This window comes from Catellatospora sp. TT07R-123, assembly GCF_018327705.1.
Taxonomy (GTDB): Bacteria; Actinomycetota; Actinomycetes; order Mycobacteriales; family Micromonosporaceae; genus Catellatospora.
The window spans coordinates 1,207,131-1,222,554 of record NZ_BNEM01000002.1; the positions used below are offsets into that span (position 1 = coordinate 1,207,131).

The 15,424-nt window shown below is 73.2% G+C and carries 11 protein-coding genes; 6 read left to right on the forward strand and 5 right to left on the reverse strand.

What is annotated here, in order from left to right:
* Window positions 1-126: 126 nt before the first annotated feature.
* Window positions 127-432: a putative quinol monooxygenase gene (locus Cs7R123_RS25505; protein WP_212830237.1), complete on the reverse strand. Its 306-nt coding sequence runs from the start codon at window positions 430-432 to the stop codon at window positions 127-129.
* A gap of 244 nt (window positions 433-676) precedes the next feature.
* Here Cs7R123_RS25505 and Cs7R123_RS25510 point away from each other — a divergent pair, with 244 nt between their 5' ends.
* Entirely contained in the window at window positions 677-2,356 is a 1,680-nt protein-coding gene (locus tag Cs7R123_RS25510; RefSeq protein ID WP_212830238.1) for a DHA2 family efflux MFS transporter permease subunit, read from the forward strand.
* Between the two features lie 52 nt (window positions 2,357-2,408).
* Here Cs7R123_RS25510 and Cs7R123_RS25515 read toward each other — a convergent pair whose 3' ends face one another.
* The 3 genes from Cs7R123_RS25515 to Cs7R123_RS25525 form a co-directional block, all read right to left on the reverse strand.
* On the reverse strand, window positions 2,409-3,875 hold the full coding sequence (locus tag Cs7R123_RS25515) for a sensor domain-containing diguanylate cyclase (RefSeq protein WP_212830239.1): 1,467 nt from the start codon (window positions 3,873-3,875) through the stop codon (window positions 2,409-2,411).
* Between the two features lie 18 nt (window positions 3,876-3,893).
* Window positions 3,894-5,078 carry an FIST signal transduction protein gene (locus tag Cs7R123_RS25520; RefSeq protein ID WP_212830240.1) on the reverse strand — a complete coding sequence of 395 codons (1,185 nt, stop codon included), beginning with the start codon at window positions 5,076-5,078 and terminating at the stop codon, window positions 3,894-3,896.
* 250 nt (window positions 5,079-5,328) lie between these two features.
* On the reverse strand, window positions 5,329-6,516 hold the full coding sequence (locus tag Cs7R123_RS25525) for a geranylgeranyl reductase family protein (protein WP_374707028.1): 1,188 nt from the start codon (window positions 6,514-6,516) through the stop codon (window positions 5,329-5,331).
* 18 nt (window positions 6,517-6,534) lie between these two features.
* Between Cs7R123_RS25525 and Cs7R123_RS25530 the strand changes: the two genes are divergently transcribed.
* The 5 genes from Cs7R123_RS25530 (at window position 6,535) to Cs7R123_RS25550 (ending at window position 15,148) form a co-directional block, all read left to right on the forward strand.
* Complete coding sequence (locus tag Cs7R123_RS25530; protein WP_212830242.1) at window positions 6,535-7,998, forward strand: cryptochrome/photolyase family protein; 1,464 nt, start codon at window positions 6,535-6,537, stop codon at window positions 7,996-7,998.
* A gap of 49 nt (window positions 7,999-8,047) precedes the next feature.
* Window positions 8,048-9,319, forward strand: coding sequence for an NAD(P)/FAD-dependent oxidoreductase (locus Cs7R123_RS25535; RefSeq protein WP_212830243.1), 1,272 nt, complete (start codon window positions 8,048-8,050; stop codon window positions 9,317-9,319).
* 178 nt (window positions 9,320-9,497) lie between these two features.
* Window positions 9,498-13,070, forward strand: a complete 3,573-nt coding sequence (metH, locus tag Cs7R123_RS25540) for a methionine synthase (protein WP_244872462.1) — start codon at window positions 9,498-9,500, stop codon at window positions 13,068-13,070.
* 106 nt (window positions 13,071-13,176) lie between these two features.
* Window positions 13,177-14,154 (forward strand): hypothetical protein, encoded by a 978-nt coding sequence (locus Cs7R123_RS25545; protein ID WP_244872137.1) that lies wholly within the window; start codon window positions 13,177-13,179, stop codon window positions 14,152-14,154.
* A gap of 91 nt (window positions 14,155-14,245) precedes the next feature.
* Entirely contained in the window at window positions 14,246-15,148 is a 903-nt protein-coding gene (locus tag Cs7R123_RS25550; RefSeq protein ID WP_212830244.1) for a DMT family transporter, read from the forward strand.
* Here Cs7R123_RS25550 and Cs7R123_RS25555 read toward each other — a convergent pair.
* Complete coding sequence (locus Cs7R123_RS25555) at window positions 15,135-15,410, reverse strand: hypothetical protein (RefSeq protein ID WP_212830245.1); 276 nt, start codon at window positions 15,408-15,410, stop codon at window positions 15,135-15,137. The genes Cs7R123_RS25550 and Cs7R123_RS25555 overlap by 14 nt on opposite strands.
* Window positions 15,411-15,424: the final 14 nt, after the last annotated feature.

Here is a 15,424-nt window from a genome sequence, read left to right on the forward strand (position 1 = left end):
ATCGTGCGGCCCCGGCCCGCCTTCCCTTGCGCGAGTTGCGGCAGTTTCGGGGAAAGTGCTGCTATTCCAGGGCGGATTCGTGCAGTTTCCCCGAAACTGCACGGATCAACACGCCCAAGGTCGGGCTCAGGGCAGGTGGAGTTTGGCGGTGAGGACGTCCACGGGCGTGATCGTCGGGGGTTCGGCGAACAGCTCGTCGGCGCGGGCCAGCAGCGCCTGGCGGACCTTGCCGTCGAAGTGGATCTGTCGGCCCTCCTCGTCGTCGAAGGTGTCGTAGATGAAGAAGCTGGTCGGCCCGACGCGGTTGGCGAACCAGGTGATCGTGCGCGGCTCGGCCTCCACCAGCGCCAGGGCGTCACGCAGGAACTGCGCCACCTCCTCGGCCTTCTCCGGCCTGGCCTCCATGCGGACGTAGAACCCGTACTGGACCATGTCACCCACCTCCGCTGCCACCGTCCCACGGCCGGCCCGCGCGGGCAGGGGAAACGGGCCGACCGGACGCGTCGGACGCCGTGTCGACTTCGCCGTCACGCACCGCCACCCGCCGCGTCCCGTCATGGCAACCAGCGAGACGCCGCACCAAAGTCAGGACATATGTACTAGTCGCAGACGGCATCGCGGCCAGGTGCGCGCCGTATGCTGCACCGGTTCGGCCACACCCCCGAAGGAGTCGGCAATGGCCACAGAAACCTCTACCGGCGGCGGCCCGAACGCGGCCGGCGGTCCCCCACCCACCCCCGCGCTCAAGCACAGCCCCTGGATCGTGCTGTTCGCACTGTGCCTGGGCTTCTTCATGATCCTGCTCGACACCACGATCGTGAACATCGCGATCCCCGACATCATCGACCGGCTCGGCGCGTCGCTGGACCAGATCCTGTGGATCCTCAACGCCTACATCCTGGTGTACGCGGTCCTGCTGATCACCGCCGGACGCCTCGGCGACCTGTTCGGACCCAAACGGCTGTTCCTGGTCGGTCTGGTCATCTTCACCGCCGCCTCGGTGGCGTGCGCGTTCGCGCAGGACCCGACCCAGCTGATCGTCTTCCGGGTGGTGCAGGGCTTCGGCGGCGCGCTGCTGACCCCGCAGACCCTGTCGGTGATCACCACGATCTTCCCGGCGGACAAGCGCGGTGCCGCGTTCGGCATCTGGGGCGCGGTCGCGGGCGTGGCCACCGTCGCGGGCCCGACCCTGGGCGGCTGGCTGGTCACCGACTACGGCTGGAAGTGGATCTTCCTGGTCAACCTGCCGGTCGGCGTCTTCGCGCTGATCCTGGCCTGGATCGTCATGCCCGACCTGCGGCTCAACCGGCGCCACCAGCTCGACGTGCTCGGCACCGTGCTGGTCAGCATCGGCCTGTTCCTGCTCTGCTACGGCCTGATCGAGGGCCAGCCGCACAAGTGGGGCAAGGCATGGGGCCCGGTCACCATCCCGCAGATCCTCATCGCCGCGGCGGTCGTGCTGGCGCTGTTCATGTTCCAGCAGTACAAGCAGCGCGACGGCGAGCCGCTGATCCCGTTCAGCATCTTCGCCGACCGCAACTTCTCGCTGATGAACTGGGTCGTGTCCGCGATCTCGTTCGGCATGCTCGGCCTGTTCCTGCCGCTGGTCATCTACCTCCAGTCGGTGCTCGGCCTGACCGCGCTCCAGGCCGGTCTGACCACCGCGCCGATGTCGCTGGTGTCGATGTTCATCGCCCCGGTGGCCGGGCGGCTGGCCGACAAGATGGGCGGCAAGTTCATCCTGTTCGGCGGGCTCACCCTGTGGGTCGGCGGCCTGAGCCTGGTCGTCTGGTCCGCGCAGGTCGACTCGCACCGCGCCGACCTACTCCCCGGCCTGCTCATCGCCGGTGTCGGCCTGGGCTGCACGTTCGCGCCGCTACAGACCATCGCCATGCGCAACGTCGCCCCGCAGGTGGCCGGTGCCGCCTCCGGGTTCATCAACACCACCCGCCAGCTCGGCGCGGTGATCGGCTCGGCGGCGGTCGGCGCGCTGCTGCAGGGCCTGCTCTCCGACCAGCTCACGGCCAAGGCGACCGCGAACGCGGCCGCGCTGCCGGAGGCGTTCCGGGGCCGGTTCGTGGAGGGCTTCGCCCAGGCGGGCTCGCGCGGCCTGGAGGTCGGCGCGGGGCAGAGCGGCGCCAAGATGCCGCCCGGCACCCCGCAGAACGTCATCGACCTGGCCCTGAAGACCTTCCACGAGGCGTACGTCGCCGCGATGAAGTCGACGATGCTGCTGCCCCTGATCGTGCTCGCGGTCGCCACCCTGTCGGTGCTGCTGGTGCGCCGCCGCGTGCAGAGCGCGGCGGTGCCCGGCCAGGCCCGGCCGACCGACACCCCGGCCGTCGTCGAGGTCTGACCGGTCTGCCGACGGGCCGCCGACTCCCGGGTCGGCGGCCCGTCGCGTCCGCTCAGGCCGCCGCGAAGTCCGACATGTCGGGGCGGTAGACGACCCAGCCGCCGGCGCCGGTGCGCTTGGCCTCGTACATGGCCAGGTCGGCGCGGGCGACGAGCTCGTCGGGCGCCAGCACGGCCGGATCGCTCAGCGCGATGCCGATGCTCACCCCCACCCGCAGCAGCCGCCGGGCCACCCGGACCGGCTTGCCCGTCGCCGCGATGATCCGGCCGGCCACCGCGGACGCGTCGCCCGGCCCGTCCACCTCGTGCAGCAGCACCGCGAACTCGTCGCCGCCGAACCGGGACGCGACGTCGCCGCTGCGCAGCTGCGCGGCGATCCGGTCGGCGGTCGCCGTCAGCAGCTGGTCGCCCGCCGCGTGCCCCAGCGTGTCGTTGATCTCCTTGAAGCGGTCCAGGTCCAGGAAGAGCACCGCCAGCGTGCTGCCGGTCCCGTCGGCCATCCGCCGCGCGAGCTGCTCCATGAACAGGCGGCGGCTGGCCAGCCCGGTGAGCGGGTCGCGGTGGGCCTGCTGGATGCGCACCACCATGTTGGCGTCGGTCAGGGCCAGGCTGACGTTCTCGGCGAACGCACCGAGGGTCTGCTCGTCGGCGGGGCTGTACGCCCGGGACGGGTCGCACGAGGCCACCAGCAGCGCCCCGGTGACCGTCCCGCTGTCGTGCACCGGGGCGGCCAGCGAGGCGTACACCGGGCCGTCGCCCAGGCGGCTGAGCGCGGGATCGGGGTCGGCCACGCCGTGGCGGACCACGACCTGGTCGGCCCGGATCGCCTCCCCGGCGGTCCCGGCCTGGTCCAGTCCGACCGTCACCTGCTCGTCGACGTCCACCAGCGGACCGGCCGCCGACACCAGCCGGGCCCGGTCCGGATGGGACTCGTCGCGCAGCCACAGCAGGCCGACCTCGTCGCCGAGCAGGTCGCTCGCGGCGGCGGTGACCGCGTCGAGGATGCGCTGGAGCTCCTCGCGGCGGGAGATGGCGCGCTGGATCGCGAACAGGTGCGTCAGCAGCCGCTGCTGCTCCTCCAGCGACTCGCGGATCGAGTGCTCGGCGGCGAGCGTACGCAGCATGGTCAGGGTCAGTTCCAGCACCCGGGCCATGCCCCGGACCAGGTTGCGCTCCTCGATGCCGAACCCCTCGCCCCAGCGGGCCAGCACGAGCTGCCCGGGACGGCTGCCCGCCCACGACGCGGACACGGCCGGGCAGCGGCCCAGCCCCGGCACGTCGAGATCAGCGCGCTGCTGCGCGCCGACCGCGACGATGTCCTCCTGCGGCACCGCGTCGGGCGGGAACCCGATCGACGCGGCCACCTTGCCGTCGAACACCACGGCGGCCACCTCGGCCTCCAGCGCCTGCGCCGACCGCTCCACGCCGTTCTGCACCGCGGTCGGCTCGTCCGGCGAGGCCGACACCACGGCCAGCAGCTCCACGAGCTGCTGGATGTAGAGCGACTCGGCCAGGGGCATGTCAGCTCGCCAGGCCGGTCAGCTGAGGGCCAGTACGACGAGCGTCTGGTTGTGAAAGCCGTCGATGCCGTGGTTGCGGGCGATCTCGCCGTACGTGTAGAAGCCCGCGAACGGCAGCGAACCGGCCCACTTCTGGAGCCGCTCCCCCTCGCGCCGGATGCCCTCCTCGCCGAGCACGGCGCGCAGCGCGGCGCAGCTGAAGGTGAGCATGCCGATCGGTTCCCGCCCGCCGAGGGCGGTCAGCGCGTCGTCGCACGCCGCGTCCGTGGCCTCCAGGATCGTCTGCTCGTCGCCGGTCATCACCCAGGTCAGGCCGCCGGGGTCGATCGCGCCGCCGCCGCCGATGGACCTGCCTTCGAGGTCGACCTCGGTGGACAGGTTGCGGGCCTCGACGCCGGAGCGGCGCTGCACGCCCAGCGGCCGGGGCAGCGCGAACGCGGTGAACGCGGCCGGATCGCGGTACACCTCCGGCGGGGCGTCCAGGCGTTCCAGGTACACGTCGAGGGCGGGGCGGTCGTCGAGGGTGAGCACGCGGCCGTTCTCGCTGCGGGTGACGATCATCGGCTGGCCGATGGTCTCGTAGCCGTGGCGGACCCCCACGGCCAGCGGCGCCTCGGACGCGATGGCCGCGCCGACCACGGCGTCGGTGAGCACCTCGCCGTTGTGGAACAGGTACGCCCCGCTCATGCGCCAGCCGTCGGCCGCGGCGCCGCCGAACAGCGGCACCGCCGCGCCCAGCGCCCGGTAGCAGCCCCGCACGATGCTCTCCTGGTCGCGGACCAGGCCGTCGGTGAGCAGCATGAGCACCTTGTGCGGCAGGTCGACGCGGCTGACGCAGTCGGCGACCTCGTAACCGGCGTCGCCCTGCCGCCCGGCCACCCGGGTGGCCACGCTGGTCTCCACCTGAAGGCCCGCGCCGCCGAGTGCCGCGATGGTGATGGTGCCGTCGGCAGGGCCGCCCGGCCCGATCTCGCCGTGGGTGGTGCAGCCGACCACGGTGACGCCGGGGGCCGCTTCGGCCAGCCCGGCGAGCACCTGCGCGGGATCATGGGTGATGGCGGCGAAGACGACCAGCAGCTTCGCGTCAGGCCCGGTCTGCGCGGCGGTGGCGGCGGCGACCGCCGCGGCGCGGGAGTCGGTCAGGTCGCTGCGGCCGACACCCATCCAGCGCCGGGCAGGTTCGGCGGTCTCGGTTTCCGGCACGGCGGCACCTCCCGGCGTCGAGGACACGCCCGGTCGGGCGCAGATACCTCCATAACTACGCTACTACGTGGGCTTATTTCATCTTACGGAAAGAATGTCGCTTTTCACAGCGAGGTCTCAGGCAACTCCGCTACCACGCGGCCCGCCGCGACGTGCGCTCCCCCGATGATCGGCGGTTGCGGTCTGGAGGTGCACCCGAGGCGCTCCGATTGACCGGAGGTCGCGATCTTGCCCACCCGCCACCGCCACCTCAGGACCGGCGCAGCACCGCGCGGGTCACCGCGCCGAGCAGGCGCGCCGTGAGCAGGCCGTCGCCCAGCCCCAGGCCGACGAAACCGTCGAAGACGCGCTGGTCGGCGGCGGCGGCCCGGATGCCCGCGTCGACCACCCACGGCGCCGCCGTGGCCCGCGCGATCACGCCGGTGTGCCGCAGGTGGCGCGCCATCCGATCCCGCAGTGCGCGGGTGTACGCCGCCCCCGCGTGCTCGCCGTGCCGCGCCGCCGCCCCCGCCAGCGCCCCGGACAGCACCGCGTAGAAGATCCCCTCCCCGGTGAACGGGTTGACCAGCGACAGCGCGTCCCCGGCCAGCAGCACCCGGCCGTGGCCCGGCGCGGGCCGCCAGGTCGACAGCGGCAGGTGGTGCGCGCGCAGCGCGGTCACCGTCGCCGGGTCGGTGTCGCCGAGCAGCTCGTGCATCCGCCCGATCAGGTGCTCGCGCGAGAGCCCGCTGCCGGCGGTCAGCTCGCCGTAGCCGACGTTGCGGCGGCCGTCGCCGATCGGGAACGACCACGCGTACGCGGGCCAGCGCCGCCCGGTCATGACGATGCGCTGCTCAGCGGCCATCCCGGCGGCCGGGGCGTAGCCGCGCAGCGCCACCGCCAGGTGCCCGCGCGGGTTGCGGGGCAGGCCCAGCGCCCGCCGCACCACCGAGTTGGCGCCGTCGGCCCCGATCACCACCCGGGCGGCGACGCCGTCGCCCAGATCGACCCGGTCGGGCCGCACCGTGACCGCGCGGACGGTGTGCCGGGCCAGCCGCGCGCCCGCCGCGACGGCCGCTCCCACCAGCCGGGCGTCGAACACCTGGCGCGGGATGGTGTACGCGGCCTCCGGCAGCGGCCGGGCCGCCTCGGCCCCGCCCGGCGCGGTCAGCCGCAGCGACCGGATCGGGGCGTAGCCGTCGGTGACCCCGGTGACGCCGAGCCCCGCCAGGACGTCCAGGCCCTGCTGGGCGATGCCGTCGCCGCAGGTCTTGTCGCGGGGGAAGTCGTCACGGTCCAGCAGCAGCACCCGGGCTCCGGCGGTCGCCGCGGCCACGGCGGCCGCCGATCCGGCCGGGCCCGCGCCCACGATCGCGACGTCGTACACCCCGCCAGCATCGGGCATCGGCACCCGGGCCGCTACCCGAGACGGCGCAACAGTCGTTGAACAGGGGAACATGCGCAGGCAGGAGGCCCGATGGTGCGGCGGTGGCTGTTCGGCGACCAGCTCGGACCGCATTTCCTCGACGACCCGGCGCAGCCGGTGCTGCTGATCGAGTCGAAGGCGGTGTTCCGGCGGCGGGCGTTCCACCGGCAGAAGGCGCACCTGGTGCTGTCCGCGATGCGCCACCGCGCCGCCGAGCTCGGCGACCAGGCCCGCTACCTGCGCACCGAGACCTACCGGGAGGCGCTGGCCCGGGTACGCGAGCCGCTGGACGCCTGCCATCCGACCTCCCGCGCCGCCCGCCGCCTGGTCCGCGCGGCGGGAGTGACGATGCTCGGCCCGCGCGGCTTCGCCACCGACCCGGCCGAGTTCACGGCCTGGGCGAACGGCCGCTCCCGGCTGCGGATGGAGGACTTCTACCACGACGCCAGGCGACGGTTCGGACTGCTCATGGACGGTGGCGAGCCGGTCGGCGGCCGGTGGAACCTCGACGCCGACAACCGGCAGCCGCCGCCGAAGTCCGGGCACCTGGACGTGCCGCCCCCGCCGCTGCCGGTCGAGGACGACGTCGACGCCGAGGTCCGCGCCGACCTGGACCGCTGGGAGCGCGAGGGCGTCGCGTTCGTGGGCCGCGACGGGCCGCGGCTGTTCCCGGCCACGCGGGACGAGGCCGTGGCGCGGCTGCGGCACTTCGTCGCGCACCGGCTCGCGGCGTTCGGGCCGTACGAGGACGCGATGCTGTCCGGCGACCCCTGGCTGGCGCACAGCATGCTGTCGGCGCCGCTGAACCTGGGCCTGCTCGACCCGCTGGAGGCGGCCCGCGCCGCCGAGCGCGCCTTCCGCGCGGGCAAGGTGCCGCTGGCCAGCACAGAAGGCTTCGTCCGGCAGCTGATCGGCTGGCGCGACTACATCTGGCACCTGTACTGGTATCTCGGCGAGCGCTACCCGCGGGCCAACCGGCTGCACGCCCGGCGCACGCTGCCGGACTGGTTCGCCGGGCTCGACGCCGACGCGGTGCAGGCCCGCTGCCTGTCCGATGTGCTGGCCGGGGTGCGCGACCGGGGCTGGGTGCACCACATCCCCCGGCTGATGGTGCTGGGCAACTACGGTCTGCAACGCGGCTGGCGGCCGCAGGAGCTGGCCGACTGGTTCCACCGCTGCTTCGTCGACGGCTACGAGTGGGTGATGACCGCCAACGTCGTCGGCATGAGCCAGTACGCCGACGCGGGCGCCATCACCACCAAGCCGTACGCGGCGGGCGGGGCGTACCTGCACCGGATGAGCGACTACTGCGGCGGCTGCCGCTACGACCCCGGCACCCGGCTGGGCGAGCACGCGTGCCCGTACACGGCCGGGTACTGGGCGTTCCTGGACCGGCACCGCGACGCGCTGCGCGGCAACCACCGGCTGGCCCAGCCGCTGCGGCAGCTCGACCGGCTGGCCGACCTCGACGCCGTCGTCGACCAGGAGCACCGGCGCGGTTCACATGCGCCCTGAACAGCCCGAACGCACCGGCCGGGGCCCGGCGCGCCGCTAGCCTGGACGCGTGGGCGAGACGGTCGACGTGGCGGTGGTCGGGGCGGGCCTGGCCGGGCTGGTGGCGGCCCGGCGGCTGCACGACGCGGGCCTGGACGTGGCGGTGTACGAGGCGGCCGACGATGTCGGCGGGCGGGTGCGCACCGACGAGGTCGACGGATTCCTGCTGGACCGGGGCTTCCAGGTGCTGTGCCCCTCGTATCCGGCGCTGGCCGCCGAGTTCGACGTGCCCGCGCTGCACCTGCGCCCGTTCACGCGCGGGCTGGGCGTGTACTTCCGCGACCACCTGTACCGGCTGCGGCCCGGCCTGTCCGCCCCGGCCGCGGTCCCGGGCGGCCTGCTGCCGCTCGGCGACGCGATCGCCCTGGCCGGGCTGGCCGTACGCGACACGCTGGGCTCCGACCGGCGGCTCAAGCACCGCCCCGACCGCCCGACGCTGGACGAGCTGATCGACGCCGGGATGACACCGGCCGGGGTCGACCGGGTGGTCCGCCCGTTCCTGTCCGGGGTGTTCCTGGAGGACGGGCTGGACACCTCGGGCCGGTTCTTCCACCTCATGTGGCGCACGTTCCTGCGCGGCGGCGCCGGCGTGCCCGCCCAGGGCATGCGGGCGCTGCCCCGGCAGCTGGCCGCGCGGGTGCCCCATGTCCGGGTCGGCGCGAAGGTCACCCGGATCACGCCGCAGGGCCTGGTCGTGGCCGGGATCGGCGAGGTGTCGGCCCGCGCGGTGGTGGTGGCGACCGACGCGGCGACCGCGGCCGACCTGCTGCCCGGCCTGCGCAGGCCGGCCTGGCACGGCGTGACGACCTTCTACCACGACGCCGACCGGGCGCCGCTGGACGAGCCGCTGCTGGTGGTGGACGGGGAGGAGCGGCTGGTGCGCAGCACGGTGGTGCTGTCGGCGGCCGCCGCCGGATACGCCCCGGACGGGCACCACCTGGTCGCGACGTCGGTGCTGGACGTCTCGACCCCGCTGGCCGAGCTGGACCGGCTGGTCCGCGACCGGCTGGAGCTGCTCTACGACACGGTCACCAGCTCGTGGCCGCTGGTCGAGGCGTACCGGATCCCGCAGGCGCTGCCCGCGATGCCCGCCCCGCACCCGCTGCGCCGCCTGATCCGCTACGACCGGCTGCGGTACGTCTGCGGCGACCATCGCGACACCAGCTCGATCCAGGGTGCGCTGATCTCGGGGCGCCGCGCCGCCCAGGCCGTGCTCAAGGACCTGCACGGCCAACTGGCGGGCGCCGCGTCCCAACCAGTGAGCGCGTTCGGGCGGGGCTGATCGGGCACGCGGGACGGGCGGGTACACTTTTCACTCAGGTCGAGAGGCGCTGCGACGGGGCCATACCCGCCACGCTCGACCAGGATCTTCAGACCAAGGGCGCCTCCGATCATACGGAGGTGTCGTCTTGAGCAATCGTGAGCAGCACGCGGCCCGGATCGCGGCCCTGCGCGAGCAGCTGAGCAAGCGGGTGGTCGTCCTCGACGGCGCCTGGGGCACCGTGCTGCAGCGGGTCGGGCTGACCGACGCCGACTACCGCGGCGAGTTGTTCAAGGACTTCCCGCGCGATGTCAACGGCGACCCGGACCTGCTGAACCTGACCCGGCCCGACGTCATCCTGGACGTGCACCGGCAGTATCTGGCCGCCGGGGCCGACATCACCTCCACCAACACGTTCACCGCCACCAGCGTCGGCCAGGCCGACTACGGGCTGGAGGGGCACGTGCGCGAGATGAACGTGCAGGCCGCGCGGCTGGCGCGGCAGGCCGCCGACGAGTTCGGCCAGCGCTGGGTCGCCGGTTCGGTCGGCCCGCTCAACGTCACCCTGTCGCTGTCGCCGAAGGTCGACGACCCCTCGTACCGCGCGGTGACCTACGACCAGGTCAAGGCGGCCTACGCGGAGCAGATCGCCGCGCTCGACGAGGGCGGCGTCGACCTGCTGCTCATCGAGACCATCTTCGACACGCTCAACTCCAAGGCCGCCATCGCCGCCGCGCAGGAGGTCGCCCCGCACCTGCCGCTGTGGCTGTCCGTGACGATCGTCGACCTCAGCGGCAGGACGCTGTCCGGACAGACGGTCGAGGCGTTCTGGCGCTCGATCGAGCACGCCCGCCCGCTGGTGGTCGGCGTGAACTGCGCACTGGGCGCGACCGAGATGCGGCCGCACGTGGCGGAGCTGGCGCGCATCGCGGGCACGCACGTCGCCGCCCACCCCAACGCGGGCCTGCCCAACGCCTTCGGCGGCTACGACCAGACCCCGCAGGACACCGCCGACCTGCACGGCGAGTTCGCGGCGTCGGGGCTGGTCAACATCATCGGCGGCTGCTGCGGCACCACGCCGCCGCACATCGCCGAGCTGGCCGAGGCCGTCAAGGGCATGGCGCCGCGGCAGGTGCCAGCGCCCGAGCCCGCGACCCGGTTCAGCGGCCTGGAGCAGTTCGCGATCGGCCCGGACACCGGGTTCGTGATGATCGGCGAGCGCACCAACGTGACCGGCTCGGCGAAGTTCCGCCGCCTGATCGAGGCCGACGACCACCAGGGCGCGGTCGCCGTGGCGGTGGACCAGGTGCGCGGCGGGGCCAACCTGCTCGACGTCAACATGGACGCCGACCTGCTCGACAGCGAGCAGGCGATGACCACCTTCCTGAACCTGATCGCGACCGAGCCCGAGGTGGCCCGGGTGCCGATCATGGTGGACAGCTCCAAGTGGAGCGTCCTGGAGGCCGGGCTCAAGTGCGTGCAGGGCAAGGGCGTGGTCAACTCGATCAGCCTCAAGGAGGGCGAGGAGGTCTTCCTCGACCAGGCCCGCCGCGTCCAGGCGTACGGCGCGGGCGTGGTGGTGATGGCCTTCGACGAGCAGGGCCAGGCCGACACCGCCGCGCGCAAGGTCGAGATATGCGCGCGGGCGTACGACCTGCTCACCCAGCGCCTCGGCTTCGTCCCCGAGGACATCATCTTCGACCCGAACGTGCTCGCGGTGGCGACCGGCATCGCCGAGCACAACGGCTACGCCAAGGCGTTCATCGAGGCGCTGCCGCTGATCAAGCAGCGCTGCCCCGGGGCGCGCACCAGCGGCGGCATCTCCAACCTGTCGTTCGCGTTCCGCGGCAACGACGTGGTGCGCGAGGCGATGCACTCGGCGTTCCTGCTGTACGCGGTGCGCGCCGGGCTGGACATGGGCATCGTCAACGCCGGCCAGCTCGCCGTCTACCAGGACATCCCGGCCGACCTGCTGGAGCTGGTCGAGGACGTGCTGTTCGACCGGCGGGCCGACGCCACCGACCGGCTGGTCGCGTTCGCGAGCACGGTCAGCGGCAGCGGCACCAAGCGTGAGATCGACCTGTCCTGGCGCGAGGCGCCGGTGGCGCAGCGGCTGTCGCACGCGCTGGTGCACGGCATCGTCGACTTCATCGAGGACGACACCGAGGAGGCGCGGCAGCAGGCCGACCGCCCCCTGGAGGTGATCGAGGGCCCGCTGATGGACGGCATGAAGGTCGTCGGCGACCTGTTCGGGTCCGGCAAGATGTTCCTGCCGCAGGTGGTCAAGAGCGCCCGGGTGATGAAGCGCGCCGTGGCCTACCTGGAGCCGTACATGGAGGCCGAGAAGGAGCAGGCCCGGCTGGCCGGGCGCGCCGAGACCACGCGCGGGCAGGGCAAGGTCGTGCTGGCCACGGTCAAGGGCGACGTGCACGACATCGGCAAGAACATCGTCGGCGTGGTGCTGGGCTGCAACAACTACGAGGTGATCGACCTCGGCGTGATGGTGCCCGCCGCGACCATCCTGGACACGGCGGTCGCCGAGGGCGCCGACATCATCGGCCTGTCCGGCCTGATTACCCCGTCGCTGGACGAGATGGTCAACGTGGCGCAGGAGATGCAGCGACGCGGGCTGAAGCTGCCGCTGCTGATCGGCGGCGCGACCACGTCCCGGCAGCACACGGCGGTGCGCATCGCCCCCGCGTACGAGTCGACGACCGTGCACGTGCTCGACGCCTCCCGCGTCGTCGGCGTGGTGTCGGACCTGCTCGACGCCGACCGGGCCGAGGACCTGCACGTGCGCAACCTGGCCGAGCAGGCGCGCCTGCGCGAGGAGCACGCCAACCGCACCCGCCAGCCGCTGCTGACGCTGGCCCAGGCGCGGGCCAACCGCGAGCGGGTCGACTTCGGCGACCTGCCCGTGCCCGCGTTCACCGGGGTGCGGCAGGTGCAGCCGAGCCTGGCCGAGCTGCGCGAGATGATCGACTGGCAGTTCCTCTTCCTGGCCTGGGAGCTCAAGGGCAAGTTCCCGGCGATCCTGGACCGGCCGCAGGCCCGCGAGCTGTACGACGACGCCAACACGATGCTCGACCAGATCATCGCCGACGGCTCGCTGCGCGCCCACGGCGTCTACGGCTTCTGGCCCGCACACAGCGACGGCGACGACATCATCGTCGACGCGGCCGACGGCCCGCTGCGGATACCGATGCTGCGCCAGCAGACGGTCAAGCCCGAGGGCCGGCCCAACCGCGGCCTGGCCGACTACCTCGCCCCCGAAGGCGACCACGTCGGCGGCTTCGGCGTGGCCATCCTGGGCGCGGAGGAGCTGGCCGCGACGCATGAGCGGGCCCACGACGACTACCGGGCGATCATGGTGAAGGCGCTGGCCGACCGCCTGGCCGAGGCGTTCGCCGAGTACCTGCACCTGCGGGCGCGGCGGGAGTGGTACGAGCCCGGCGCCGACCCGGCGATCGAGGACCTGCACGCCGAGCGGTTCCGGGGCATCCGGCCCGCGTTCGGCTACCCGGCCACCCCCGACCACACGCTCAAGCGGGAGCTGTTCGACCTGCTCGGCGCGGAGCAGGTCGGGCTGGGGCTGACCGAGTCGTTCGCGATGACCCCGGCGGCCGCGGTCAGCGGCCTGATGCTGGCCCACCCGGACTCGCGCTACTTCACCGTCGGCCGCGTCGGCCAGGACCAGCTCGCCGACTACGCCGCCCGCCGGGGCGTCGAGGTCGAGACGGCCGAGAAGTGGCTGCGCCCGAACCTCACCTAGTCCCGACATATTGAGCACTTTCGAAGAAAGCAGTTTCGGAGAAGGTTCTCGCAAAATGCTTGGCTCAGGCTGTGGCGGTCGTCCTTTTCGGCAGAAGGAGACCGCCATGGCCCTGTCCGACACCACCACCCGGCCCGCGCCGGCCGAGGCCCCGCACCCGACGTCGCTGTTCGTCAACGGGTACGTGCCCCGGCGGCGCGGGCTCGTCGTCACCATCGGCCTGCTGCTCGGCTTCGTGCTGACCGTCGTCTGGTCGGCCGAGTTCGTCGACTCCACCATCGGCGACAACGTCGCCAACACCCTGCTCGGCCACGACGCCAAGGGCACCCCGATCGCCGGCATCGCCGCCGGGATCGCGTTCGCCTTCGTCAGCGGCATCGCCGGCACCTTCACCGCCTGCAACATCGCCGTGGTCGGGGCGATGAGCCCGATGCTCGGCGACAACGGCAGCCGCAGCAGCCGGGTGCGCCAGCTGCTTCGGCCGCTGGGCTGGCTGTCGCTCGGCATGATCACCGTGTCCGCCCTGTACGGCGCGCTGGTCGGGATCATCGGCACCGACATGCCGCAGTTCTCGACCGCGCCCAGCACCCCGGGGGCGCTCTCGGCCCGCAGCATCCAGTCGCTGGTCGTCTTCGGCCTGATCGGGCTGGTCATGGTCTACCTGGGCCTGGCCGCGCTGCGGCTGGTGCCCGACCCGTTCGCCCGGATCGCGCAGCGCCGCCCCAACGCGCCGATGGTGTTCATGGGCGTGCTGATCGGCGGATTCCTCATCGGACGGCCGTTCGGGCTGTTCCGGATGCTGTTCCGCGACGCCGCCGACAGCGGCAACCCGCTCTACGGCGCGGCCGCGTTCGTGCTCCAGTCGCTGGGCAACGTCGTCATCATGACGGTGCTGCTCGCTCTGATCTCGCTGCTGTTCGGCGGCGGCGTGCAGCGGTGGCTGGCGGCCAGGCCCGCTCGCATGACCGTGATCGTCGCGATAGCCTTCCTGGCGGCGGGCGCGTTCACGTTCCTGTACTGGGACGTGCGCGCCCTGGAGCGGCGCGGCATCATCCCCTGGTACCCGACCGCGCCCTGGGCCTGACGGCCCACCCCTGAGCCGCCCCGGCGGCCGCGACGTCGCACCCGTCGCGGCCGCCGGGGCGCACCTTGGCCGCCTCGCCTACAGTCCGGGCATGTCCGCACCGCCGTCCGGCCGGGTCGTGTTCCTGCTGTGCCTGCCGATGCTCGGCGCGGCCGCGCTGTGGGGAGTGGTCGGCGGCGCGGTCTCGGGGCTGGACACCGGCGGCGTCGCGGCCGCGGCGGTCGTCGAGACGACCACGGGCCTGGCCCTGCTGGGGCTGGGCGCCGCGGCCGGCCTGCGGCCGACCCGCGCCTTCACCACCCTGGGGGTACGGCGCGTCGCCGCGCTCGGCGCGATCGAGGCGGTCAACGTCGCCTGCTACTACCTGGCGCTGCAATGGGCACCCATCGGCCCGGCCATGGCCGTGCACCTGCTCGCCCCGGTGCTGCTCGCCGGGCTCGGGCTGCTGCGCGGCACCGCGGCCGGGCACCGGACCCCGGCCGCGATCGGGCTGACGCTGCTGGCGCTGGGGTGCCTCGCGCTGGGCGGGGACGGCGGTGCCGCGTACCCCCGGATGGTCCTCGGCCTGGCGCTCAGCCTGGTCAGCGCGGGCTGCCTGGCCCTGTTCGTCACCATGGTCCGCGCGTCGGCGCACGAGGTCGCGCCGACGGCGGCCGCCGGGGCGCAGATGCTGGCCTCGGGCCTGCTGCTCAGCCCGGCGCTGCTGGCGCCCGGGGACGGGCGGGACCTCGGCGTGCTGGTCCTGGTCGGCCTGCTGCTGTTCGCCCCGGCCTGCTGGCTGTACTGGCTCGCGATGCGGCGCCTGTCCCCCGTCACGGCCTCGACCGTGCTGCTGGCCGAGCCGGTCTTCGGCACGATCGCCGCCTACGTCCTCTACGACCGGCGGCCGACCCTGTGGCACGGCGCGGCCGCGCTGCTCATCCTCGCCGCGACCCGGCTCACCGTCGCCGCCGGGCCGCCGCGCGACGAACCGGCTCCGGTCACCACTTCCTGACCTGGCGCCACTTCGTGGTCACGTACTGCGGCTTACGGTCCTGCGGCAGCAGCCGATACCACAGCCCGTTGGCGGCGAACCCCCAGCCGATGGTGAAGGCTCCCAGGATCAGATGCCCGAAGGTGATGTGCCTGACATTCCGCAGACCGAGCACGTCGATCAGCACCATGACGCCGAGCACCCAACCGCCCACCGTCCCCACGGCGAGCAGGAAGCGTTTGAGCAGCACCTTCTCCGGCGCTTCGGGTTCTGGCTCGATCATGGCCGAGACGGTAG

What these genes read in the sequence shown, in the direction of transcription:
- Cs7R123_RS25505 (WP_212830237.1), bottom strand. Translation starts at nt 432, where the DNA reads ATGGTCCAGTACGGGTTCTACGTCCGCATGGAGGCCAGGCCGGAGAAG.
- Cs7R123_RS25545 (WP_244872137.1), top strand. Translation starts at nt 13,177, where the DNA reads ATGGCCCTGTCCGACACCACCACCCGGCCCGCGCCGGCCGAGGCCCCG.
- Cs7R123_RS25510 (WP_212830238.1), top strand. Translation starts at nt 677, where the DNA reads ATGGCCACAGAAACCTCTACCGGCGGCGGCCCGAACGCGGCCGGCGGT.
- Cs7R123_RS25530 (WP_212830242.1), top strand. Translation starts at nt 6,535, where the DNA reads ATGGTGCGGCGGTGGCTGTTCGGCGACCAGCTCGGACCGCATTTCCTC.
- Cs7R123_RS25515 (WP_212830239.1), bottom strand. Translation starts at nt 3,875, where the DNA reads ATGCCCCTGGCCGAGTCGCTCTACATCCAGCAGCTCGTGGAGCTGCTG.
- Cs7R123_RS25555 (WP_212830245.1), bottom strand. Translation starts at nt 15,410, where the DNA reads ATGATCGAGCCAGAACCCGAAGCGCCGGAGAAGGTGCTGCTCAAACGC.
- Cs7R123_RS25550 (WP_212830244.1), top strand. Translation starts at nt 14,246, where the DNA reads ATGTCCGCACCGCCGTCCGGCCGGGTCGTGTTCCTGCTGTGCCTGCCG.
- Cs7R123_RS25525 (WP_374707028.1), bottom strand. Translation starts at nt 6,516, where the DNA reads ATGTTCCCCTGTTCAACGACTGTTGCGCCGTCTCGGGTAGCGGCCCGG.